Below are 24,628 nucleotides of genomic sequence, written 5' to 3' on the forward strand. Positions count from 1 at the left end.
TTTTGTTTTCCTCAATGGGTGTGTTGCAAGGCCTGATCCCAAATATCCATTAGCCAGTGTACCTGCATGTGAACAGATTCTTCATCCATATAAATGCGGAGGTAATAGCTAATGATGTATAAGAGGTAAAGCTTGTGGTAGTACTGGAGATCCAGGCCATATTGCTTGCAGAGTCGTTTGCTGTGGGGCAAGCGAAAGCTGCGACTGATTTCCCTTAAAATCTGATCATAATTCTGGCGAAGTAAGAGGACGCCTGACTGATACATATAGTGGTAGAGGTCGAAAAACAAAGGCAAGCCCTTCCGCGACAATTCCCAATCATAGAGGTGTACATAGTTGTCAGAGAGGTACATATTCCAGGGAGTGAAGTCGCCATGCGCGAGAGAGGTCTGGAAAAACTTCGCAGGACTCAGGCTTTTGGTGAGCTTGATCAAATTATCAATGATCCGATTCAGGACCGGATTGTTGATGGCAGGATCAAGCACTTCCCGGGTACAAATCCTGCTTAAGTTCTCATGTATCTCTCTGTAAAAGGTGGAAGAAGCCATAATCTCTTCCTTGGCGGTAAATTTGTAAATCTCACTGAGAACTTCGATGTGCATGTCTTCCAGTCGCGCTACTTCGCGTGCAGGAGTCGGTTTTATATTGCTGAGGATAAGGCAGCCCTCTTTGGAGTCCGGATGAACCCGGGGATGATCCAGCCTAAAGAAAGGAAGATCACTCAGGTATTTGAGCATTTTCTCCTCATTTGATAGAATTTCTTTCGCTTTATCAGAATGGGATAGCTTGACAAAATGGGAAACAGACTTATTTCGGTAAATGGCCGCTACACTCTTTCGGTTTTCTCCGACGGTGCCGGTAAAAACAGCATAGGTTTCTGCGTCCAGGGTTTTTAGCAAATCCTGAAAAGGAAGCTTGCTGGTTTTAATACTAAAACTCCCGCTAAACAACTTCTTTTGAAGATTCAGGGAAAAAGCGGCATGGGTACACAATTTATACACCCGAGCTTTCAGGTGTGCAGAATTGTAGAGAGAAAGATATGCGGGATATTGGGTATCTGATGGGAAAAACCATCGGATTGTTCCCGTAGGATTCAGAATATAACTGAAATTGTAGGCTTGCTGATCCCCTTCACTGCTTTTCCAGGAGTGTTCCCAATCTTCGACCAGTACAGAATGATTGGAGTCTAAAGGAGTATTAGAGCCATAACCCAGGATCTTGCGAACCAAAGCTGCTTCAGTTTCTAAGTGCTTGTTTTCCATAAATGGGGGTATATCTTTCTGGTTTGGGCGCTTCTGCCGAGATCACATAGACCATGATGATGAATAACCACCACATGATCCCATAATTCGCATCTCCAAAGATCCCGAACTCTGTGAGCGAATTGATGAAAATCCCGATAAAAATGCCTACACCTGTATGTTTTATAATGCTTTTCTTTTCTCTGAACCAGGCCTTGAATACAAAGACCATATTGAAAAAGGTTGCCAGAGCTCCTGCAATACCCAGATTGAGTAATACCTGCAAAAAGGTATTATGTGTCATGGAGCCTGGATAAGAATGGATGCTGGGGAAATTGTGGAAATGGTGAATCCGCATAAATCCAAAGCCGAATAGAGGCTTTTCCGTAAATCCATAGGTCAGCAAATCTCCCCAAAAAGGAATCCTGCCCGTCATACTCATTACTTCTCCTACATCACCTTCTTTTACAAATATTTTAAAGAATACAATGGGTGCTACCAATGCCCCGGTTACCAGGGTGGGTATGATCAATTTTGCCTTGCCCGAAGACATGACGAAGTACATCGTCGTCAGGAAGAAACTAATCATAGATGATCGTGATTGGGTCAGGACCAGAGCCAACACAATCATAAGCCATCCCAGAACTTTCCAAATGCTGATATTCGTGCGGACGATATTGGTATATAGCATGCCTGCCCCTACGGTCATCAACATGCCCATTTCATTGGGATTGATGATCCAACCCCCCAATCTTTGAACTTCCCCTCCATGCGTACCCCGAAAAAAGAGATCGGGATTGACGATGGCGCCAATCAAAAAACTGATGGCTACCCACACAATTGAAACCCACAGGATATAATCCAGGGTAATGGTATGTGTCCATCTAGGTTGTTCATTGAAAATCAGAAAGGCTTTCCAATACCATATCACAAATACTATGCACTCAATATCCATGGCGATCTGCAAAGCTGACCATGCCTGATCCGACGACCAGAGAATGGATGCAAATCCAATAAAAAGATACATGAGATAGAAAAAGAGGGCAAGGATATTTTTATAAACAAAGCGGGTCGGTCTTTTAGGGTCGTTCCAAAGCATGACCAGGAGGATAGATGTACCTGTCAGAAGGCATCTCAATCCTGTCTTAAAAACCCGTGTGATAGTTGCGTTTTCTGAGATCATGAAGTAGCTGTTGATCCGGAGGATCATCAGAACGATTAGCAATACTGCTATCGCTTGTCCCGTTTTAGCTACTTTTTGACTCATATTTTATAGGCCTTTTTCAAGACCTGGTTGGCTATATTTTCCCAGTTAAATTCATCTTCGATTATGGTTCTTGCAGTCTTTCCCATTTGCTTTAGGCGGGAAAGGCTCTTCAAATCCTCAGCTTCCTTGAGTGCAGCTGCAACAGCGTCTGCATCATTGACCTCTATATGGATCCCGGCTTTTCGATCTGCGAAAAATGCTCCCAGATTTGTAGGTGTACTCAGGATGACTGGCAATCCGATTCCAGCTGCTTCCAGCACGCTGGTTGGAAGACCTTCATAGCGGGAAGTATGGATAAATGCATCACTTTGATAAAGGAGTCTCAATTTTTCTTCTCCAAACCAGGGTCCCCAGAATTTGATGAGTTTTCTTACCCCCAACATCTGAGCCTGAGCCTTGAGTGAGTTCATATCTTTTCCATCACCTATCAGCCAAAGCTTACCTTTGCCTCCTCCCTCCCGGTAACGGGTAAATCCTTCAATCAGAATATCCAGACCCTTATGTCTTCGATCCAAACGTCCGCAGTAGCTGAAAATCGGATAAGCAAACTGTTTTCTTGCTTCCGCTTGAAAATCCAGTTCCTCTAGATTCTGTCCATTGGGGATTAGTACTTTATTGTCTAGCTTAATTAGTTTGTCGATATAGTCATACTGGGTTTGTCCCAGAAACTGCACGGCTTGAGCATTTTTGATAATGCGAGATTCAAAAAAGCGGAAATAGATGCGCTTTCTCCAGGCACTTTTCTGTAAAGCACCCGGACTGAGTGATCCATGAGGACAATAGGTATAGGGAATAGACTTCTTCAACAGAAGTCTTGAGAGCCAGTAAAACTCCGTGATAAAACTCCCATGAATGTGGAAGTGAGAGGAAGATGCCTCCATGGCTTCGAGATAGCGAACCAATTCCTCATCCAGCCTGAATTTATTTTTATTGGCTTGAAAGAGTCGGAGGATGTAAGGCCTGTCCGGAGGTCTCTCTCCCGGACTGGGGGTGATACCCCATATTTCTACATCATGTCCGCTTTTCAATTGCTGCAAGGCCAGATTATGAGCCACTTTATTGATCCCATTCATGCGATCAATACGGGCTTTCCCCAATATGACATGGATAATTTTCACATGGGAAATTTCTTAATATCAGCAGGTTTTTAAAAATCCATAAATATTAAATTCCAACATATAAAATATTGTAAAATTCCCTGTATTTCAGTTGTAAGTAAGCTCCCTTTAGCGGCATAAAAACAAAAAAGCCCTGACAATTTGCCAGAGCTTTTTTGCTATATTTTAAAGCTTCTATAGATAAGAAGCACGATTTCTCCCTTTCGGATGGGCAATGAAATAATAGTTGAGGTGATTGTTGAACTGATCGAGGAAATCAGATTCAGAAAAAGGAGCTTCAGCTGCCAACCAGCCTTTCATCGTATTTAATTCCAATCCACAACTTGTCAGGAAATCAAAAATCATCTCGGGAGTAGTCCCGTAGTGATTTGTTCCTCCAATTCCTGATTCAAATACAACGATTGGACTTGATCTCCGGATGAGGTTTTGCCCCCCATTAAAAACACCCATTTCCCCACCTTCTACATCGATCTTGAGGAAATCGACCGTATAATCTGGCCCGACGAGGGTATCCAGACGATAGGTAGGAACACGAATGGTTTCATCCTTTTCATTAGGTCTGTCGTAGCTTCGTTTCACTAGCCCACTATAGGCAGGATTGCTGATTACATAATTAAATTCAGCTTCTCCATCCTCTGCAGCCAGGGCACAGTGATGCACGGTTACATTTGAAATGTGGTTGAATTTTCTGTCTAGAGCATTGAATTTTGGAGGAATGGGTTCAAAGGCGTGGTGTTTTCCTCTTGGACAAAACTTGATCATCTGCTCAAGCATTTCTCCTTCAAAACACCCAACATCCAGACAATTTGAATCAGGACGTAAAACGGTCCTCATAATTCGGCTTGTTTGAATGTCGTACTTTTGATTTTGTGTTATACCCAGCCCAAACTTTTTCATTTGACGACTGATCAATTGTGTAGCTTTCATAAATAAAGATGTTAATGCAACAGCTTGTCGTGGAGACTTCTGGGCTCCCCTTCTGAGAAGTTAAATCAAAAAACCCCAATAATATTGCGCGAGTTACTTAGATAGATTTATAAAGATCGACTGCTTTAATTAAATTAGTGAAAATCAGCGCAATAGGTCTTTTCCCTTGTTTCAATGGTTAAAATTCGTGTTTGAATGAGTAAAAATTTACGTCTTCTCCTGAAATGTACGAACTAGCCTCCTAAATGCCCTTTAACTATTTGTTAATTTGCGTATTATCAGGGACTTGTAGCTTGAATAGCTATGAAAATCAGACTAGGCCTGCAATGTTCTTTTTTGAAATTTTCTCAAACTCAGAAGATATACACTTTGCATGAGGATTTGGGTGAGGATAAGTCCTGCCACGACGCCTGTCAATTCCCAACGTTTTACCATTGGAAAGGCAAGTAATAAACTGAAAGCAGTACTGAGGACATATGAGATAAAAATAGGGCGAGTGTGTTCTATACTTCTGAGTGCATACCTCAATGGATAGCCGGGAAACAGACTCAGGTAAAAAAGGCAATATCCCATAAGTAGGTAAGCATAGCTTTCATATTCTGCTCCATAAACCAGACCTAATACCATTTTTGCACTTAGGGCAAGAAGTAGTAAAATTCCCAAAACGACCATTCCAGATCGTAAGCTCAGTTTCATGAGGTATTTTTTCATGGCCGTAAATCCTTCTTTCGCATAGCTTTCTGCAGCCTTTACCGGTACTACATTTTCCATCGCCTGAAACAAAACATGGGTCAAACCCAAGAGATTCTGAGCAATACGGAGTGCTCCTAATGCCAGAGGGCCTAAAAGAGCAGCAGCAGCAAGCAGGAAGTAATTGCTAGAGAAAAATTGAAGGAGTGCGGTCCCTAATAGCCAGGAAGCATAATCCCAGTGTTCCTTGAGTATCGAGGAGAAGCCTGCGATCCCTTCTTTCAAAGAGAGCTTTGCCAGGAAAAATCCCAGAATCGCTGCAGTTCCAAAGCTGACTAAAATGACCAGATATATATGGATACTATTGAGTTGATCCTGAAAATATAAAATCAATATTCCCGCAAGCATCCCCAGATAAGAGATTCCATCTATGATAAGGGCATAAAGCGCTTGAGAGTTAATAAAGAAATAGCGTCTGTAATATTCCTGCATGAGATAAGCCAGGATCGCCAAAGGAAGAATAGGATATAGCTCACTAACTTTCCATTTGGGCAAAAGAAGATCAGCCTTGGCTATCAGGGGACTTATCAGAAGGAAAATTGCCGTGGAAAAACAGATTTGAAGAAATTGGCTATGCTGAAAATAGCTCTTCCGATCTTCAGGAGATTTCTTGGGACCCAGACTCATCATCGGTGCCTGAATAAAAGCTTGCTGCAAGCTACTCATCAATAAAAGCCCCATCCAGGCAAGTGCAAAGAAACCGTATTCCTCCAGGCCTGCCAATCGTGTGATGAGGATAGCTGTCAGGAAATTTGATCCACTCACCACGGCCTGATCCAAAAGGGTCAGCTGTGTAGCAGGATTCATTCGAGCTACCTTTTGTATAAGCTGACTAATCTTCTGCATGACGCGCAAATAGTTTTGAATTATCCATTACATCCTTCAAGCGGATCTTTATTTTTTGTCGAGTACTGATGTTTCCTTTTTCCAGGATGATAATTTCTGTTTTGCCGATCTCATTCTCATCCAGGTATTTCTGAACTTTTTTCAAATGACTAAGCTTACTCTTATATAGACTGGCAACATAGAGATTTAGGTCACTTTTTAGCATAAAGGGCAGGGTATCCCGCGAGTCTTTGAGGCTATTCACCAAAAATATTACAAAATCATATTGTTCCGTAAAACGCTGCAAGGTGTGCTCCCAATTTTTATGATGAATGATCTGGGCAGGAAAACTATTTTCTCCTTTTCCCACTTGCAAAACATCTAGCTTGGGATGCTTGATTTGGACCTGCTTATCCCAGATCGAATCTATCTCTGTTTGTAAAATCAGGGTTCGTTTATCCAGCTCTGCCAGTATAAATCCCAATTGCCAGGCACACTGAAGTTTGTCTGGATTATGTTTGTAATCCAAAAAGGTAAGTATGCTAACCTTATTATCCAGCACCAAATCTGTAGCCAGATTGATTATCCCTTGTGAAACCGGGCTATGGGGGAAATTGTGCAAAACAGCCTCAGCACGAATTGGTAAGTGGATATCATCTTCCAATTCTTCTGCATGGGTAATCAAGCCTTTGAGAGATTTAAATAGGAAAATGAGAAAGACGGCATAAAGGCTATACATAAGGCTGTTTACTCCCATTTTGATTCGTAGAAGAGGTTTTATGGGCTTTTCTGGAGGCAATTCATGCTCGAGTATGCGATGAAAGGTGAAATCGGACATCGAACTGATATAGGCATCTATCCGCTTGATATTGAGTGAATCCAGGCTACGTTGGCGAAATCCAACTTTTCTTTCCAGTAAACCCAGGTTTTGCTCAACAGCGGGAAGACGGAGAATCTGTCCTTTGGATTCTTCCAATTGGGCTTGAAGATTTTCATGGACCTGGCGATAGGTTAGGAGGGTTCTACTTACACGAGTTACCAGATCCTGAATAATGCTATTGAGTTCTCTTTTTCGGGTTTGTATCAAGGGATGTTCCGGAGTAAGATTCAGGCTTCTTTTTTCTATCTCTTTCTGTAAGGAAACAATTTGCTCCAGGGCATCCAAATACCCCTGGTCCCGGATACTTTCGTAATTGACTTCAGCATGCTGGTTTTTTTGCAATTGATCCAGGATCTGAACCAGATTTTCCAGATCCTTTATTTTGAGGCTGGCATTGAGTTTTCGGGTTTCTGCTTCGGTAAGTATATCCAAATGCAGCTTTCGGAAGCTACCGACTTCCCAGATTTTGACTTTGTCCCGATAATCAAAAAGTTGCGCTTCCGCTTCCTGTAATTTCAATTCAGCCATCGATATTTGGAGCTCCAGAGTACCTAAAGCTCTGCCTGCCAGTTCTTTTTTCCGTTCGATAAAGTCTTCAATGTAGGTGCTTGCCAAAGCATTTACAAAGTCTGTGGCTATCCCGGGGTGTTGATGCCAGTAATAGATGTTGATCAAAGCGACATGTTCATCCTGCAGCCTGACCAAAAGATTACTCAGGTCATAGAAAATCGCCATCAGACTTTCCTCACTTCTAATGACCACCTTATACCGATCTGGCTGGATATCTTTCTTTTTTTCGAAAGGGAGGAGTTCCAGTTTCAGGTCTTTATAGGTAAATATTTCTCCTTTTTTTAGTTGAATGGAGGCTTTCTCTCCCGATAAATCCTCAAAGCTTAGCTGCCAGTTTTCCTCTGCATCTACTTCAATCAAAAACTCCCGATCCAGCCAACTGCTATCTGTAAAACTATGTTTGAGTTCAAATGGGAGGACTTTATATAGTTGTTTCCAACCTTTAGGATGACTTTGAAAATAAGCGGTTTTTATGGATAACTTCTTTAAGGCTTTGCGAATGAGAAAACTGGAGCGAATCATCTCCATTTCCAGTAAGAACTCCCCAACTACAGAAAAGGCTTCGAAATTCTCTAGAAATTCAGATCCCGAACTATGTTTATCATTTACCTGTATGGTAGCCCTTGCCTCAAAAGAAGGATTTTCTGAACGAAAGCCCTGATAACCCAGATATGCTCCTAATCCTGCCATGAAGAGGATAAACCACCAGGCCCTTATCAAGGGTCTGAATGTTCGCCTGATTTCACCGGAATCATTGAGGAGTCGCATGGATAGCTAAAGGGGGCAATTAGTTATTATTGTTGTTTTTGGTAAGGGAATAAACGAGTGCAAGACTACCCAGAATTCCTACGATTGGAACTACTTTACCTGTTACTACTGATTCGATTTCCTTGGACCTTCTTTCTGGAACATAGATGATATCGCGACTTCTTAAAGCAAGATCCTGTCTATACAGGGTCTCTATTTCCGTAAGGTCGACTTTGATCTCTTCGAGCCTTCCTTCAGGATCTTTTCTCAGAATTTTTATGCGCTGTTTGTTGGCGTATTTAGAGAAACCTCCAGCATCCCCGATAAGCTCAAGCAGGGATTTTTGCTGTTTATCTATCAGATAATTTCCGGGGGCATTTACCTCTCCCAGGACTGTTACACTATGACTGAGCACCCGGAGATAAACAATGGGATTCTTTACATATTTAGAATAAAGTTGTCGGATGTATAGATCGGCTTCACGGGCGGTTAGTCCCTCCAACTTTACTTTACCAATAAGTGGCAGGGTTATTTCTCCGCTTTTATCTATGCTGATGAATTTTCCCTGCTCAAGGGTTGAGCTATACACACTAAAGGATGAACCTACTCCCAACTCATCATGTCCCCATACGCTGATGGTGATTTTGTCATCCATTTGAATGATGTGCTCATGATCTTCTGAAGCCATTATCTGCTTTTGGAGATCCACGCCGGTTTTCTGTTGGAATAACCATTGCGGGGTACAGGCATTTTGACTAAGAGCAAGGAAAAGCCCTGCGAAAAGTATGCTTATCCTTCTTTTCATCATCGTTTGAATATTTTTTTCAGTGCAGAGAAGAGGAATTCTCTTCTGACTCCTCTCCCGGCTTTAGGTATAGGGAGCAAAACTCCATTGGGGGACTGTTTGAATAAAACGACCCGTAAAATATCTCGAAGCAATTTTCTCCGGCCACCTTTACCCATAGGAGGTAAAGGGGTATCGATCAAGGTATAAACAGACTTGACTCCCTGTGTTTCTCCTTTTACCAGTATGGCATATAGGTCTTCTATCTGGAACCTTCTTAGGAGGGATTCCATTTTTTTGAGATGAAGGGTCCTCGTTTTATCAGCCATTGTGACAAGCAAAGAGAGATCACAATACCTCAAAATCGGAATACTATCTCTGACCTCATTGAGAAAAGGAGTTCTCAGAACAATGCGGTCGTATTTATTCTGAAGCTCTTCTAAGACTTCCTTTAGCCTTGGATTGAGTACAACAGATGTCGGTATAGATGCAATTTGTTCTCCGGCAGGCAATAAGTCCAGATTGGGAATAGGACTTTTCTGAATGCATGATTTCAGGCTGAGTTTATTCGAGACCAATTGATTTAGTCCTTTTTTGTGATTGATTTCAAATAGACCTTCGAGGACGGGATGGTACAGATCGATGTCAATAAAAAGGGTTTTGTACCCTATAGCGGCCAATGCTTGCGCCAGATAAAGGCTTACCCTGTTTTTCCCTTCCTTTGGACCATAAGCACTCAATCCAATCACAGAAGCATCCTTGATTAAATGCAGCTGAGTAGCCAGGTTGATAAAATCCTGGTTAGTGTCCTGCATACTTCTTGGGATATTGTGGATCATTCCAACTAAAGGAATGCTGGTTCCCATCTCAATATCTCCCGGATAGTAAACCGTAGCACGCATATAGGTATATAAGAATACCAGCAAAACCGCTATAATCAATCCCACAAAACCGGAAAGTCCCAGTACCAGACTCTTCTGAGGAGTGATGGATTGTTTGGGTATAGGCGCTCGTTCCAGGATTTTGTGGAAAGAGATCGTGGATGCTGCACCTATGGCTGCCTCGGCTCGTTTTTCCAATAAAAAGGCGTAAACCTGTTCCTGGGTCATAAATCTCCTTTTGAGCATCATCATGTCTTTCTCTATACCCGGAAGTTTTGAGAAATTACCATTAACCCGGTCGATGCTTCCATTGAGAGAAGCGATCTTGGCCTGATTGGTGGCCAGGGTATTTTGGACACTATTTACCAGAAAAGAACGAGTCCTTTCCAGCTCATCATTGACCTTTAAAATGTCTGGATGCTCAGAAGTATATAATTGGAGTAATTCTTTCTTACTGCTTTTGAAAGTATTGAGTTTTAAGATGGCATCAGTGAAAGCCGGATCCTCAATAGACTCATAATTGGGATTGAGGTCATAACTCAGAGAATCGGTATTGAGATAAGTGAGGAGGTCCTGGAGTTCTGTTTGTTCTAGTTCCAGCGTAAGTTTTCGGATCTCCAATTCTCCGATCCTCTTCAACTTGGCATCCGTTTCCATAGCCAAATCAACTACCCGCGTTTTAACTTTGTATTTGGCAAGGGTATCTTCCGCAAATCGCAATTTTGTTTCAACCACTTCTATTTGCTCATCGATAAAATTGAGGGCTTTCGAAGCGGTACCACTCTTGTTTTCTACAAAGTCTTCTATATAGGTTTCTGCCAGGGTATTGACGAAATCCGCCGCTAATTCAGGCACTTCACTCGTAAAATACAGCTTGACAATAGAAACATTTTCGTCGGGCAGAGATACTACCAGATCTTTATTGCTGTACATATCTACCAGACTTCTTTTGCTATGCACAGTAAAGCCATAATGATCTGGTCGAAATGCATCCTTATGGATTTTTAGAAATTCTTCATCTGGGAGGATCTTTATCTTAAAACCTTCACCTTCAATCCTTTCTCCAATCTTCCCTGCATGTTTGATTTCATTTTCCTGTACGTCATGATAGGAAAGTATGAAGTGATCATCCTTTTGTACATGAAATTCAAATTGCCGATTGTATAAAAGGCTGTCGCTAAAACTATATTCAACTTTGAAGGGAGATTTCTTATATAGATTCCTTTTCTTGGACCTCACATATCGATAATGCGAAGTCTGTATATCCATCTTCTCCAGGGTTTTGTGGATCAGATATTTGGATCGTAAAACCTCAACCTCAGTCAGCAGTTGCCCGATGACAGAAAAGGTCTCAAATTTCTTGAGGAAAGTAGAAGCGCCACTTTCTTTATCATTGATCTGGAGAATGGAAAAGGTTTGATAGGTAGGGACCGCATAATAGATGTGGACAAAACCCAGACTGATACCCCCGATCATAAATAAAATAATCAAAGGCCATGCCTTGAGGAAGGGCCGTATAATCCGCATGATATTACCTGAGTCGTTCATGATTCAATTTGGGTTCTCGCTATGTGTGCAGGATCAGGTTGTTTTGTTTTTGTGAATAATCAAAAGCATAAATACTCCAATAAATGTTTTATTCCTAAGCATAGTCGTCTCAAACCTATCAGGCTATTTTTGGGCAGGAGGGAATTGATTGCAGGAAAAAGGGCTGGGAATTGGGATAAAAAATGCTGAATTTTTCTATTGAATTTTTTTTTTACTTCCGATTAAACCTTTTTCTTTTTCTATAGTCCAATACTCACCATGCTAGCAGTAGACGAAAGGGAACTCCTGGTACAATTGAAAGATGTCGAAGGCAAAGAAATTGCTTTTGCAAAACTCATACGTCTGTACCAAAAGAGTCTGTACTTTCATATCCGGCGGATTGTGATTAGCCATGATGATGCGGATGATGTTTTGCAGAATACCTTGATGAAGGCCTGGAGGAATTTGGCGAAGTTCCGGGCGGAAGCCAGTATAAAAACCTGGCTATACCGGATAGCGACCAATGAGTCTCTGACTTTTCTCAAGCAAAAGCAGAAACGGGCATTCCAGGATATCGAGGACTTGCAAAATGATTTAAGGCATAGTTTGAGTAGTGGGCCTTATATCGATGGAGATGAAATACAGATGAAATTACAGGAAGCCATATTGACCTTGCCGGAAAGACAACGTTTGGTGTTTAATATGCGCTATTTTGAAGAATTGAAGTATGATGAGATTTCCCAGATACTGGAAGTCTCTGTAGGTTCTTTAAAAGCGAGTTATCACCATGCAGTAAAGAAGATTGAACAGAAACTAAAAGGAAATGCATAAAAGCTGATAAAGGAAAACAAACACGGAACACACATTAAACCTTTATCAACTTTCGTAGTCAAAAGATAAAGATGAAAGACCGTCGAGAACATAAAGAGGAATTGAACGATGCGCCGGAACTGCGCAAACTGAAAGGGGAAAATCCTTTTCAGGTACCTGATTCCTATTTTGAAAATATGGAATCCCGTTTTCAGGAAAAAGTGGAGGAAGAGGAAGAATCGGGCCCTTTACTCAGGACACTGGAGAAGAAAAATATTTTCCAGGTACCGGAAAATTATTTCAAGGGGGTCTTAGACAAATTCGAGACAGCCCGAGATGAGGCTAGGGATAAAAAAACTGTTTCTACTCCTATCATTTCCCTACGGGCCAGCTATGTCATGTTGGCTGTGGCGGCAGTTTTTGCGCTGCTTTTTCTCATTTTCCGACCACAAGAGGATAGCATTCAATTGCAGGATGAACTAGCCTTAAGTGAATTTCCCCTGGAAGACCTTTTGGCAGAGGTTGATCCTGCATCTCTAAGCGAGGAGATGTTGCTTTCGACTTTTGAGGGAGAAGAATTTACAGCATGGGTGGAAGAGGCAGAAATTGATGAGGCGGAAGAGGAAATTATGTTGATAGAAGATGAAAGCATAGATGAGCTTATTGAAGAAATGGATGTTTATTCATTAGAGGAAGAGTTGGATGCTTTGGATCTGGAAGGATTAGAATAAATATCTGATTCGACCCAGTCAGAAGCTATTTGTTCTTTAACATAGCTTAGAAAAGAGATCACACACATCAAGTATTGATTTATAGAAAGAAATGATTACCAAGAATTTGTATATGTATCAGCATATTATCATACAGGGCTTGCTATGCTTTGCCCTGCTTTTTGGCTCCTCCGATCTATTTGCACAAAACCCAGACAATCCGGAAATACAAGCTTTCCGAGTGGGTTTTTATACCAAAAGATTACAGTTGACGCCGGATGAGGCCAAAGGATTCTGGCCACTTCATGATGCTTATTCGTCAGAATTAAGAGCTGCCCAGAAGGCTTCCCGGCAGAAGTTAAATGAAATCACCCAAGGGGTTCAGGCTTTATCTGATGAGCAACTTTCAAAGAAAGGAGATGAATTTCTCGTTCTCAAACAGAAAGAACTGGATATCGTGAAAAAATACCATGAGGAGTTTAAAAAGGTCCTTCCGATACGGAAAGTAACTCTTCTATATGTAGTCGAGAGTAATTACAAAAAGAAATTACTGGAGGAGATCAGGAAGCGAAGGCAGGAACGTGTCCAAAACAGAAGGAACAATCGGAATTAGTAAATGAAATGACTTAGCATAGATAAAGCAAAAGCCACACATAAATCATGTGTGGCTTTTTTATAAACTCTGGTTTTTTTGCTTTTATTCTTTGTCTTCCGCCGGAGCATCTTCTGCTTTGGCTTCTTCAGCCGGAGCTTCTTCTTCTGCTTTTGGTGTCTCTTCTGAAGCTGCTTCTTCAGCGGGCGTTTCTTCCGCTTTAACTTCTTCAGTTGGAGCTTCCTCTTCAGCTTTCGGAGCCTCTTCTGAGCTTGCTTCTTCAGCAGGGGTTTCTTCTGCCTTAGCTTCTTCAGCGGGAGCTTCCGGACTTGCTTCTGCTTCCGTTGCACTTTCCGCAGGAACATCTGCCTGTTCAGCAGCTTCGGCCTCAGGAGCCTGGCTCTCTTCAGCAGCAGGAGTACTTTCCTCTACTTTTGCTTCAGCTGCTGGTGCTTCAGCTACAGGTTTAGGTTTCTTCATCGCCTCATTCAAAACCTTGATTTGGTTTTTCCATTCTGCGATCATCTTCTTCTCTTTTTCAATATCATCCTCGATACGCTTTCTGAGGGTATCTCCGGACTTGCCTTTGGCGATATATTGAACATTGATCGAATACTGATCTACCTTTTCCTGCGACTGTGCAATCTTTCTTCTTAATCGTGCAATCTTTCCTCTGCCACTTCTATTTCTGTCATCATCATTAGAGATGTTTTCGATAGAAGTTTTCAATTTCAGTTCACGCAGTTCTCCTCTTTTCAGAGACAGTCCATCAAAGAATGCATCGATGGCTCCTCTAAATTCTTCCCAGATCTTATCTTTTTCCTTATAAGGAACCTTTCCAATGGTTTTCCACTTGGCTTGAAGGGCTTTGATCTGATCGATAGAAGCATTGATGTTGTTTTCGTCAACTTCCAATTTGTTTACTTCTTCAACTAGGGCCTTCTTAGCCTCCAGGTTTCCTTTCTCATCGCTGCTTTGGCTCTGGTATTTTTCTCTTCTTTTCGCAAAGAATTCATCACAGGCCGAGCGAAAGCGATTCCAGATTTTATTAGAATGGCGCTCAGGTACCGGACCTATGCTCTTCCATTCACGCTGGAGTTTCTTTATTTCATTTGCGGTTTTCTCGATCTCGGTAGAATCTTTAATCGCTTCTACCTTTTCTACTAATTCCCGCTTTTTAGCCAGATTTTCTGCACGGATGCCATCCAGCTTTTTGAAGAATTCAGATTTCTTGGAGAAAAAGGAATTACAGATGTCCCGGTATTTGCTCCAAAGCTCACCATTGATACTTTGTGGAGCTTGTCCCAGACCATTCCAGGCTTCCTGATGTTCTCTCAGGGTACGAGTGGCATCATTCCAATCGCGAGGCTTTTCTGAATGGAAGGTTTTGAAGGCTTCCATTTGAGTCAGGATAGCCTGCTTCTTTTCTCCAAACTCAGATCTCAATTGATCCTGAATTTCCATAAAGCCTTGTCTCACCTCAAAGAATCGATCAACAACAGCTCTATACTCATTGTTGATGCGTTCCATGTCTTCGCGGGGTACATGACCAATCGCTTTCCACTGCTGCCTCAATTCGGCAAGCATATCCATTTTCTCTTTCCAGACGTCAAGTTTTTCTCTATCCTCTTCCGCTGGAATGAGGTTTTCTGCTTCTTTTATCAGCTTCTCTTTTTCCTGCAAATTGATTTTTCGATCATAATCGAGTAATTCAAAGTGCATTTCCCTCAACTTGTAAAATTTATCAAGTTGGTGGCGATAAGCTTTGTATAAAGGTTCGATATCCTCTCTCAGCACATGACCGATTCCTTTCCATTCTTCCTGGATATCACGAACTTCTTGTATGCGATTTGGATCCTCAGCGCTTACAACCTCCTGAAGTTTTTGGAGCAGTTCCTTTTTGCGTTTCGAGTTCCCTCTCTTTTCCCCTTCTGCTGATGCCTGATGAGCATTTCGCTTTTTATTGAATTGAGCCAGGGCGTAGTGGAAGCGATCCTGTATCTCTTTGGGAGGATTTTCCTGATATTTGCGTGCATCGTAGCTGCGCTTTATCAGACCTACCCGAGAAATAAAATTGGATACTTTTTCTTCCTTCGCATAGCCTTCCATGAGTTGGAGCAGGTCGCTGATGGTTGCGTCGACAAGGATTTGGCCTCTCTTCTCCCGATCTTTAACCAATTCTTCAATTTTGGGAAGAAGTTCCTGGTTTAAAGGGGGAAGTTCAATAGTAGCTATTGGGGCATTATCATCTTCATCAGATGCTTCTTCCTCTGTTTCCTCAGCAGGAGTTTCCTCAGTTCCTTCAGCAGGAGTTTCCGCAGCATTTTCTTCAGCTGAAGATACTTCAGGTTCAGGTACAGGGGTTTCTTCCTCTTTTGATTCGGGAGCTTCGCTTTCAGGAGTTGGAGTTTCAGCTACAGTTTCCTGTGCTTCTTGCTCTTCTGGCGCTGCTTCTTCAGAAGGGGTGGCAGATTCAGGAGTATTCTCTTCTTCTGCAGGGTTTTGCTCTTCTGTAACAGGGGTTTCAGTTTGTTCAGGTGTACTTTCCTGGTTTTCCGGTGTTGGGTTTTCCGTTTCTACCTGAGTTACTTCTTCTTCCTGCTTTTCCGGCAAATCCGGGTTCGCATTTTCTGGTAACATGTTGTTCCTTATCTAAAATTGCTAATCAGCTAAGTCTGATCAACGGGATCCATATCCATTGCAATTAAAACAAATATTTGCAAAAAACAGCAAATACGCGTGTATCCAAATCCTTAATTCAATTTAAGGATTTTGTTCATAAGTTCCTATTGGGGAAAATCGGCCCTAGTTGAGCCAGGAAGCTACTTCTTCTCTACTTGGATTTTTGAGGCCTAGCTTCATTTTTTTATTCAATCCACAAAGATCCTGATGGAGTTTGTTAGGATTGATTTCTTTTAAAGCTTCAATCGTCAAAATCCCTTTTTTGTAAAGCAGAGGTACGAAATCCACGGGTACTCCCAATTCCTGAAATTCTGCCTCAGATGCTACTTCCTGCTTTTTTTCAGGCTTCATTTGTGGGAAGAAGAGAACATCCTGGATGGAATCTGAATTGGTCATGATCATAGAAAGCCTGTCAATCCCAATTCCCAGTCCGGCTGTAGGAGGCATGCCGTATTCCAGGGCGCGAAGGTAATCTTCGTCCAGTACCATGGCTTCATCATCTCCTCTTTTACCCAGTTCTACCTGAGCTTCAAAACGCTCTCTTTGATCCAGGGGATCATTCAACTCAGAGAAAGCATTACAAATTTCTTTGCAATTACAGATGGCTTCAAATCTTTCTACTAGACCGGCTTTGCTTCTGTGCTTTTTGGCAAGAGGACTCATTTCGATAGGGTAGTCCGTGATGAAGGTCGGCTGAATAAGCAAGTGCTCCACTTTTTCACCGAAAATTTCATCAATAAGTTTCCCTTTACCCATAGTTTCATCTATAGGCACATTGAGTTCCGTGGCAGTTTTTCTCAAAGAATCCTCATCCATTTCTGAAATATCAACTCCAGTGTATTCCTGGATGGCTTCATACATGGAAAACCTTTTCCAGGGTCTTTTGAAGTCTATGAGGTTTTCGCCTACCTGAACTTTTGTATCTCCGTGCAGCGCAATGGCAATTGATTCTACCATTTCTTCTACCAGATTCATCATCCACTCATAATCTTTATAAGCTACATAGAGCTCCATTTGAGTGAATTCCGGATTGTGGTAGCGAGACATGCCTTCATTACGGAAGTCTTTGCTAAACTCATACACACCATCAAAGCCACCTACGATCAATCTTTTCAGATACAACTCATTAGCGATCCTCAAATAGAGGGTCATATCCAGGGTGTTGTGATGGGTTTTGAAGGGGCGGGCAGCCGCACCTCCATATATGGGTTGCAGAATAGGGGTTTCTACTTCCAGGTATCCTTTTTCATTGAGGAAATCCCGCATGGTTTGAACCAATAGGGTTCTTTTGCGGAAGGTTTCCCGAACTTCAGGATGTAGAATCATGTCGAGATAACGCATGCGGTAGCGTTGCTCGGTATCGGTCAGGGTGTCATAAAGTTTCTCATCCGTTTCTTTGGCGAAAGGAATGGGACGCAAAACCTTTGAAAGAATCTTGAATTCTGTGACTTTGACGGTTTTTTCTCCCGTTTGGGTAAGGAATGCTTCTCCTTTGATGCCAATGATATCTCCTAAGGAAGTCAATTTTTTGAAGACATCATTGTACATGCTTTTATCTTCACCCGGACAAATTTCATCCCGGTTGAAGTATAGCTGGATACTTCCACTTTCATCTTTCAATTCTGCGAAAGATGCTTTTCCCATGATCCGTTTATTGGACAGACGGCCGGCCATAGAAAGTTTGTCAAAACCTTCCTTGCCTTCTTCAAAATCATTTGTAATCTGAGCAGCGGTATGGCTGATCTCATAAAGATCCGCCGGATAAGGGTTGATACCCATATCGAGCAAGCGCTTCAATTCATCTCTTCTTTGAAGTTCCTGATCTGAAAGAAAAAGTCTGTCCATTGTTGGATTAAGCTAAAAATATGTGAAGACTTCTGTACGAATTTCCCCACATAGGGTTCTTGTGAATTTGAGGCTGCAAAATTAGGGAAAATAGGGTAGGGAAGCAATGTTTATGCATTAGAGGGGAAATCCTTCAATAAGAAAGGACTTCCGACCTGGATTTTAGCTTGTCAGAAATAAAAGAAAGCGCCGGAATCCAACCGGCGCTCAGACGAAGCTCGAAGCTTCATGTTCATAATGCAGACCTCACTAAGTTTCTTTATCTATTGACCAGGAGCTTGGTCCTGCCAAGCTTCACACCTTCCCCGAGAGTATTGGCTGAGCCGCTAACTTCGACTACATACACCCCGGGATGTAGATGGGTCAGAGAAATTTCTTTTTGATTTACGCCCGGACGAATCGGGAAGGAGGTCTCGATCACTTTTTGTCCATTCAAAGAATAAACGGTGATCAATCCACTGATTCGTTCAGATGCACTGAGCGTAACCGATACTTTATCTGTTGCAGGATTTGGATAGGCTTCCATACGGGTCTTGAAAGGATCGCTTTCTTCCAAATTTATCTGGATGATCCCATGATAGGTATAGGTGCCATCAAAATCGGTTTGTTTCAAACGGTAATAGGAAATTCCGGGCAAGGGCTGTTCGTCTAGTACATCGTATCGTAGTTCCTGCTCACTATTTCCCGCTCCTTCTACTCTTGCTATAGGTTGAAAAACAAAAGCATCCACAGAGCGCTCTATTTCAAAATGGGAATTGTTGATCTCATTTCCAGTAGCCCAATCCAGCAAGACGGTATTATCGTCCTGGGCATTGGCATGGAAATATAAAAGCCCAACCGGGAAGGTACTTGCCGCATCATAACAAGTGGGATCAACGACAAAGTCCAGGGTATTGCCCTGTCCATCATCATAATTGCTATTGACGAGATCCAGCTTTTGTCCAATGAAATCCTGGAACTCAACCGATTGCAAACCGGCATCACTCAGGCCTAACCAGTCCTGTAGGAGTGTGGTAAATACTTGCCTGTAGTCGTATTGAAAACTGGTGAAATTGTTCCGGTCTATATCGCTGAAATTAGGGCTGGTTCCGGTAATGCCGGGATTTACTCCTCTTCCAATGACAAACATAGGAGCCAGCGTTCCATGGTCTGTACCATGGTTCCCATTTTCGCCTACCTGCCTCCCAAATTCAGAAAAAGTAACTGTCATAACCCGCTCAGCGATCCCAAGAGCCGTCAGATCATCCTGAAAGGCTTTCATTGCGGAAGAGAGATTGTAGAGAAGTTCCGCATGATTACCTATGGTAGGATCAGAACTGTCCACTTGATCTGTATGGGTATCAAAGCCAGTAATTCTTACCAGGAATATTTTGGTACGACATCCCCCACTCAGGAGGCGAGCTACCGTACGCAACTGTCCAGCAAGCGTATTCCACTTTCCATCTGTGCCGTATCGCTCAGGATAGGTGACCATATTGGTGCCCAAATTGTAAACATCATTCAGGCGCTGGCCATATTTATCACTGCTTCTTTGTCTGTCGATCAGGTATTGCATTTCTGCCCCATATCGGGTGATCGGAATTTGGGCTGGATATGCCCCTCCGATGCCACTGATCATTTCATAAAAGGAAGTAGGATCATTGCTCAAGGCCAGACCCGCTGGAACTCCACTTTCCCGATGAAAACCCAGAGAAATAGTACGGCTTCCGAATTCAAGCCCAATGGGATCTTGCATGCGGGAATTGGGATATCCGATAGGGAAATTTGGATAGGTATGATCCAGATATCTTCCAAACCAACCGGAACTTTTGTCCTGGCCTTCAGTAGTTGAATCTCCCCCTGTGAGCCAGATGTTGCGGCCTTTGAAATGAGATTTATTGCTATTGTCATAATTTACTCCCTGCACAACATTGACCATGCCACTATCATATAGATCCCGCATGAGGTTCATTTGGGGATGCAGTGCCAATTGATCCGCAACATTTATGCTTTGGTCCAGGGAAGTAATATTGGGTATGCCTATGTTAGGCCTGAGGTTCATATATTCTGCATGCTGTTCAACCGGAATGGTCATATTGATTCCATCGTTTCCTCCATGCATCTGTATCAGTACAAGCGCCCGATCTGTAATCTCCTCACAGGAAAACATGGGAGAAAACATTGTATCAGCCATGGCTCGGACCGGCATTCCATTTACCATCAGAGGCGTCATGCCCATAGGGGCAAGGGTTTTGATAAAGTTTCTTCTTTTCATCTTCAGTGTTTCTTTGCTTAGGCGAGTTGAAATTCTGGTGATTGTAGAATGCCCTGAATAAATAGTTCCAGTTGTGGGCGAATATTGCTGTCATCTCCGGTGGCTTCGAATTCCATCCATTCGTTTCTCCAATTGATGAGCGAAAGGTTGCCCAACAAAAGATCGTTGAGGAAATAGTCGAATCTTTCCTGTGCCGGAGGATCAGGGAAGGCATAATCTGTGATGCATCTCACAATATGATCCGCAAATCTTCCTCCTGTATAAGTGCCCACAATTCCATCCAAGGGATCGGGACCTGTAAAGTCTGGGATGATACTTTGATCGGTTACCATTTGGATTACATCAATATTCATATGCAAATCGCCTCCCCGTGTCACCTTTTTTCCCTTGGTAAACATTTCCGCCATAGTGTATCGGAATGGCAGGGTGTTGGAACTGATCCAGAGTCTCGCATATTCAGGTTCCTCATGATAGGGCTGATAGCCTGCCACTGTAGGAGGTTGGAAGAGGAGCATGCCGGATTCGTTGAACATGAAGTTCATGACCGTATCTCTCATCCAAACCCGGTAGTAATCGTCTAAATCTCCATTTGGATCTGGTAATTGTGCCTTGAAAAAGCGGATGACTCCTAAAACAAGTTCTACAGGAGTTTTTATGATTGCCCCAATGTGATGCTCTTCGGGAATCGTGCCATCTTCATCAAAGAAATGTTCACTTTTCAGCAGCGTCTCTATGGTCATCCCTAGATTATAATCATTGCTTTTGAGGGTATTGGCCAGGGGGACAATGATGTCTGTTTCTACTTCTTCAGTAATATCGTAGTGAACAAAGAAACGGTACATTTTGCGGCAGATGTTGAGTGCTGTTGCATCCTGTTCAAAAATCATATGGATCAGGGTATCTAGTTCACGCAGCATATCAGCTTCCGTTTCTCCCCCCACTATAGTTACCGGAGAAGGAAAATCAGGACTAACAAAAGCATCTGAAAATACCTTGTCATCGGTGTCATGGGAATCAGGTTTTAATATGCCGGTAGGTAAGCCTGTATCCGGATCATGCAGATTCGTATCCCACCAATCGCTATTTTGACGAAAACCCGTGAGGACTCTTGCAGCAGCCCTAATATCATCTTCTGTATAGGTGGTATAGTTTTCAAATCCGATTTGAGGTCCTTTTCCTATGGTAAAAAGTTCGAGGAGCTCTCGGGGATAATTTTCATTGGGATTAAATTTATTGCTGGAACGGAGGTCCAGGTATTCCATCATTCCTCCATCAAGGCTTACTTTTCTTGCGAAGGTTTTATAACTCCCATAGGCATAATGCCTGAAAAGCCTAAGGAGATAATAATTATCTTCTGAATCCAGGTTATCGAAATTGGTTGAGAAACAGGTATGCAGGAAGAAAATCATTTTGGGGAGAAGGACCGTCTGATTGGGGTCCATCGCTTCTACCATCCACCAGCCTGCTACATAATCACTAAGGCGTGAATCTCCAGAATTTACTCCATCTTCTCTACCATTGATAACCCAGGTAGCACCCGTTTCCGGATCGATGGGAGGAGCTGGCAAGGGAGGAACTTGCATCAGGTTTGTGAGTGCCTGATCCACAGTCAAGTCAGAGAAAGTGTCTATTTCAGCTTTGGTTGGACCAAAGCCGGTTCTTCGGAGGAGATGGGCAGCGTTTCTTCTACCCAAAACCCCAGATTTAGGAGTTAAAGATGCCATCGGAAAAACGTTTGATTACGAATTATCCGGGCGATAGATCGAATGAGAAAGACTGGATGCAAAGGTCAAGTAAAGAATAAATTCTAATCTCGGGTAAACGGAGATTCAGGCAAAATAGATTAAGGTCCTATCTCATAGGCAATAGATACTTATTCCGAAAAAATTTAGAGGTGTTTGATTGAGAAAGCTCCTTGAAACCCCAAAATGCGGCTTTCTTCAAAGGGAGATGTGAATAATATAAAGCATTATGCTTTTTCCTTTCACATAACAAAGTAGGGCATTTTTTTTGGGATGAGCATTGATTTAATACGAATGATCGATGCAAAAAGCCTGCTTTCCTTACATTTCGCCAAAAATCTTACAGCTTAAACCCAAAATGTAAATCCAATAATTGTTTAGCTAATTCAGGCATTTTTATATCAGCCCCTTAGCTGAATATTGGCCAGACAAATTATTTCCAAAGCCCAATCGGGAAAATCGCAGTTTAAACAGTGATTTCGTGATGCATCAAAAACTTGTCAACTTGTAGATTAAAAATAGCACTTCTGCGTATTTCCTTACATTGCTGGAGCCGCATTAAGGAAAAGAAAGGAGGTTTCTAACAGGAGAACACCCCCAGGACCAGAGGTGAAAGTAATGTATCTGTCTTTTGAAAAAAGCACCGGAAAATTTTCCGAATTATGCGAATACTTGGATACCCATATATTATATCAAGTATGTTTAATATGATAGGAAATCGCATTTTATCTCCCCTTAGGTATTGGTAAATTTGATTAACAAAAAATGCAAACACAATCTACCTAAGTAATAACCTAATTGTATCTAAGTGAATGCTGTAATCAAATTTCCCTTGTAAATTTTAAGCAATCCAGTGATTAAGCCAATAGGCGAATAGCCGCATTCTTTTTTTAATCTGTTTTGAGGATCCGATATACTTCATAGCTTTTCCAAAACTGTTCCAGGTGTATCGGATAGGTGTAGAGGTGAATTTATGTAAGGTTTGACAATAAATCTGCATAAAAATAGCCTCAGAGGGTACTAAGTAAAATCACCATTAACCTAATGAAAATGGAAACTGGAAAAGTCGTCTTTATAGAAGATAACATTCATGATGCTGAACTGATCCGACTCTCATTTAAACAAACAAACTTCAAAGGGGAACTAATCAGGTTTGAGTCAGGACCAGAATTCTTTGCTTATTTAGAAAATGAAGAAAAAGAGGATATCCTGTTTTTAATGTTGGATATGGAAATGCCCAGAATGACGGGTATCCAGATATTAGAAAGACTAGTGCAAAAAGGGCTACAGGACTTTCCTGTCGTTTTCTTCAGTGCTTCCCGCAATGAACGTAATATTCAATACACCCAGGAATTAGGCGCCAATGCTTATATATATAAGCCTCTGGATTTTGATGCCTTTCAAAAAGCGGTTATGGATATTTGGAGATTCTTTGGGGAACTGAATGTCTATAGCAACCGAAAGGCTCGGATTTCAGCCTGATTTTTTAGCCTGAGCTTTCCTATCTTGTATATATGAAGAGCTCAGATAGTTTTGCCAGGACTCAAGAAAGATTTGAGGAGGCCCTAGGAATCCTGCTGGAAAAACTTCAGGAAGACAGGAATGTGCTTGCCGTGATAGTCGCCGGGAGTTTGTCCTATGATGTAGTTTGGGAAAAATCTGATATAGACTTAATGATCATCATTCGTGATGGTAAACTAAAAGGACAGGACAAAGATATTGCCCTGACGGAATATGATGTGAATATCCATGCCTGGGCGATGGAAAGAAGTCGTTTCCGAAAAATCATGGAAGGAAGTCTCAGAAACTCCTTTATCCATTCCTATTTCAGTAAATCCAGCCTTTTATTTACCCGGGATGAAAGCATTCGGGATATGTATGAAGGGGTAGAAAAATTGGGAAGTCGTGATAAACAGTCCCAACTCCTTTCTATTGCCAGCTCGTTTATGCCCCTGATCTCCAAGGTGGAGAAATTCCTTTATAGTAAAAATGATCCCCAATATGCCTTTATCTGGATCACCTATATGTATTCAGGTTTAGCGAGGATAGAATTGAATTTGGCAGGGGAAATTGCCAGCCGGGAAGTAGTACATCAGGCGATCAAACTCAATCCCGATTTTTTCAAAGCTATTTATACAGAGCTTATCGATGCTCCCAAAGATAAAGCAGCTATAGAAAACGCCCTCCAGCTTATCGATACTTTTCTGGTGGAAAGGTGTAAAGATATCTTCCAGCCCCTCCTGGATTTTCTTTCAGAAGAAGGCCGTATTAAAAGTGCGACCGAGATTGATACCTGGGCGCAACAATACATGAATATTCAAGGGCTAGTGGGAGCTTGTGAATGGCTGGCAGATAAAGAGATTATTCATCGCACTTCCCTCCCGCATAGATTGACTCAGACCAGCCTGGAAGAGGTGGAGGAGTTGGCATTTTATTATGGAGTATTGTAGTGTTATAGATTTGCAGGAGAAGGCGC

The 24,628-nt window shown here is 42.1% G+C and carries 17 protein-coding genes; 5 read left to right on the forward strand and 12 right to left on the reverse strand.

Features of this window, described 5'->3' with window-relative positions; genetic code table 11:
* Positions 1–11 precede the first annotated feature (11 nt).
* The 8 genes from R8P61_05360 to R8P61_05395 all read right to left on the reverse strand — a co-directional run bounded on the left by R8P61_05360 (position 12) and on the right by R8P61_05395 (position 11,538).
* Positions 12–1,262 (reverse strand): hypothetical protein, encoded by a 1,251-nt coding sequence (locus tag R8P61_05360; protein ID MDW3646463.1) that lies wholly within the window; start codon positions 1,260–1,262, stop codon positions 12–14.
* Positions 1,237–2,508, reverse strand: a complete 1,272-nt coding sequence (locus R8P61_05365) for an O-antigen ligase family protein (GenBank protein MDW3646464.1) — start codon at positions 2,506–2,508, stop codon at positions 1,237–1,239. The genes R8P61_05360 and R8P61_05365 overlap by 26 nt, the downstream gene beginning before the upstream one ends.
* The gene (locus tag R8P61_05370) at positions 2,505–3,626 is read right to left on the reverse strand and encodes a glycosyltransferase (GenBank protein MDW3646465.1); all 1,122 of its coding nucleotides are present in this window, start codon (positions 3,624–3,626) and stop codon (positions 2,505–2,507) included. Before R8P61_05370 ends, R8P61_05365 begins: the two co-directional genes overlap by 4 nt.
* Positions 3,627–3,800: 174 nt before the next feature.
* Positions 3,801–4,553, reverse strand: coding sequence for an FkbM family methyltransferase (locus tag R8P61_05375; GenBank protein MDW3646466.1), 753 nt, complete (start codon positions 4,551–4,553; stop codon positions 3,801–3,803).
* 315 nt (positions 4,554–4,868) lie between these two features.
* Positions 4,869–6,149, reverse strand: coding sequence for a hypothetical protein (locus tag R8P61_05380; protein MDW3646467.1), 1,281 nt, complete (start codon positions 6,147–6,149; stop codon positions 4,869–4,871).
* A complete protein-coding gene (locus tag R8P61_05385) occupies positions 6,136–8,346 on the reverse strand; it encodes a hypothetical protein (protein ID MDW3646468.1) in 2,211 nt (736 codons plus the stop codon). Before R8P61_05385 ends, R8P61_05380 begins: the two co-directional genes overlap by 14 nt.
* Positions 8,347–8,365: 19 nt before the next feature.
* Positions 8,366–9,133, reverse strand: a complete 768-nt coding sequence (locus R8P61_05390; protein ID MDW3646469.1) for a polysaccharide biosynthesis/export family protein — start codon at positions 9,131–9,133, stop codon at positions 8,366–8,368.
* Positions 9,130–11,538 (reverse strand): GNVR domain-containing protein, encoded by a 2,409-nt coding sequence (locus R8P61_05395; protein MDW3646470.1) that lies wholly within the window; start codon positions 11,536–11,538, stop codon positions 9,130–9,132. The genes R8P61_05390 and R8P61_05395 overlap by 4 nt, the downstream gene beginning before the upstream one ends.
* Positions 11,539–11,796: 258 nt before the next feature.
* On the opposite strand from R8P61_05395, the gene R8P61_05400 reads away from it, so the two are divergent.
* From R8P61_05400 to R8P61_05410, 3 genes are all read left to right on the forward strand, one after another.
* On the forward strand, positions 11,797–12,348 hold the full coding sequence (locus R8P61_05400; protein ID MDW3646471.1) for an RNA polymerase sigma factor: 552 nt from the start codon (positions 11,797–11,799) through the stop codon (positions 12,346–12,348).
* Positions 12,349–12,419: 71 nt separating this feature from the next.
* On the forward strand, positions 12,420–13,058 hold the full coding sequence (locus R8P61_05405) for a hypothetical protein (GenBank protein ID MDW3646472.1): 639 nt from the start codon (positions 12,420–12,422) through the stop codon (positions 13,056–13,058).
* A gap of 112 nt (positions 13,059–13,170) precedes the next feature.
* Positions 13,171–13,650 (forward strand): hypothetical protein, encoded by a 480-nt coding sequence (locus R8P61_05410; protein MDW3646473.1) that lies wholly within the window; start codon positions 13,171–13,173, stop codon positions 13,648–13,650.
* Between the two features lie 84 nt (positions 13,651–13,734).
* Here the strand turns inward: R8P61_05410 and R8P61_05415 are convergent, their stop codons facing one another.
* The 4 genes from R8P61_05415 to R8P61_05430 form a co-directional block, all read right to left on the reverse strand.
* Complete coding sequence (locus R8P61_05415; GenBank protein MDW3646474.1) at positions 13,735–16,269, reverse strand: DUF349 domain-containing protein; 2,535 nt, start codon at positions 16,267–16,269, stop codon at positions 13,735–13,737.
* 165 nt (positions 16,270–16,434) lie between these two features.
* The gene (gene lysS / locus R8P61_05420) at positions 16,435–18,156 is read right to left on the reverse strand and encodes a lysine--tRNA ligase (protein MDW3646475.1); all 1,722 of its coding nucleotides are present in this window, start codon (positions 18,154–18,156) and stop codon (positions 16,435–16,437) included.
* A 259-nt stretch (positions 18,157–18,415) separates the two neighbouring features.
* Complete coding sequence (locus tag R8P61_05425) at positions 18,416–20,410, reverse strand: DUF1501 domain-containing protein (protein MDW3646476.1); 1,995 nt, start codon at positions 20,408–20,410, stop codon at positions 18,416–18,418.
* A 17-nt stretch (positions 20,411–20,427) separates the two neighbouring features.
* Complete coding sequence (locus tag R8P61_05430; GenBank protein ID MDW3646477.1) at positions 20,428–22,134, reverse strand: DUF1800 family protein; 1,707 nt, start codon at positions 22,132–22,134, stop codon at positions 20,428–20,430.
* Positions 22,135–23,202: 1,068 nt separating this feature from the next.
* Between R8P61_05430 and R8P61_05435 the strand changes: the two genes are divergently transcribed.
* Both R8P61_05435 and R8P61_05440 read left to right on the forward strand, forming a co-directional pair.
* Complete coding sequence (locus tag R8P61_05435) at positions 23,203–23,634, forward strand: response regulator (protein ID MDW3646478.1); 432 nt, start codon at positions 23,203–23,205, stop codon at positions 23,632–23,634.
* Positions 23,635–23,666: 32 nt separating this feature from the next.
* Positions 23,667–24,602: a nucleotidyltransferase domain-containing protein gene (locus R8P61_05440; protein ID MDW3646479.1), complete on the forward strand. Its 936-nt coding sequence runs from the start codon at positions 23,667–23,669 to the stop codon at positions 24,600–24,602.
* Positions 24,603–24,628 lie beyond the last annotated feature (26 nt).

It is taken from the genome of Bacteroidia bacterium (assembly GCA_033391075.1).
Classification (GTDB): Bacteria; Bacteroidota; Bacteroidia; order J057; family J057; genus JAWPMV01.